Source organism: Vibrio sp. 970, from assembly GCF_033339075.1.
The window spans coordinates 1-566 of the sequence record NZ_JAWOTW010000634.1 but is presented as its reverse complement, the minus strand read 5'-3'; the positions used below and the strand labels follow the sequence as shown (position 1 = coordinate 566).

General features: G+C 41.0%; 2 protein-coding genes. Both read left to right on the top strand.

Annotated features, from left to right (window positions below; translation table 11 throughout):
* A partial coding sequence (locus tag R7Q11_RS28315; RefSeq protein ID WP_225467244.1) for a DUF4258 domain-containing protein occupies positions 1-219 on the top strand: 219 nt, incomplete at its 5' end.
* A 12-nt stretch (positions 220-231) separates the two neighbouring features.
* On the top strand, positions 232-566 hold a 335-nt coding region (locus R7Q11_RS28310; RefSeq protein WP_225467243.1), incomplete at its 3' end, for a helix-turn-helix domain-containing protein.

Genomic DNA, 566 nt, shown 5'->3' with positions numbered 1-566 from the left:
AGAATGCGCGAAAGAGGGATCACGACTCGAGACATATTTAACGTGTTGAAGAGTAGCAGAACAGTCATGATTGAGGGGCCGAATGAAGAGGCTCAGCAAGGTGATTACTCCTGTAAACTTAGAGGAGTAAGTTCTGGAGAGTCGATCACGGTTGTTCTTCGTTTGAAATCGGTTGACGTAGAACCGTCAGCCAACACGATTACGGTCTATATGACTTGAGAGACGAATAATATGTACCATTATAACGAGTGTGGCTTAGATAATGTCTATCTTGAGAATGGATACACAGTAGAATACGAAGATGGTGAAGAGTTTGTTAGCTTCGATGATTTTGAAGGTATCCATAGAGCAATAGCAAAAGCTATCTGTGAGCAAAGTTCATGGTTGTCTAGAGAGCAATTTAAGTTCCTCAGAAAAGAGATGAACCTTTCACAATCGGCTTTAGGTAGTTTGTTGTTCTGTGATAGACAAACAATTGCTAGATGGGAAAAAGGTGAGTCACCAATTTCCCAGGCGCAAGATATTCTATTGAGAGCTATCTACGTGGAGTCTATTAATGAGACTAG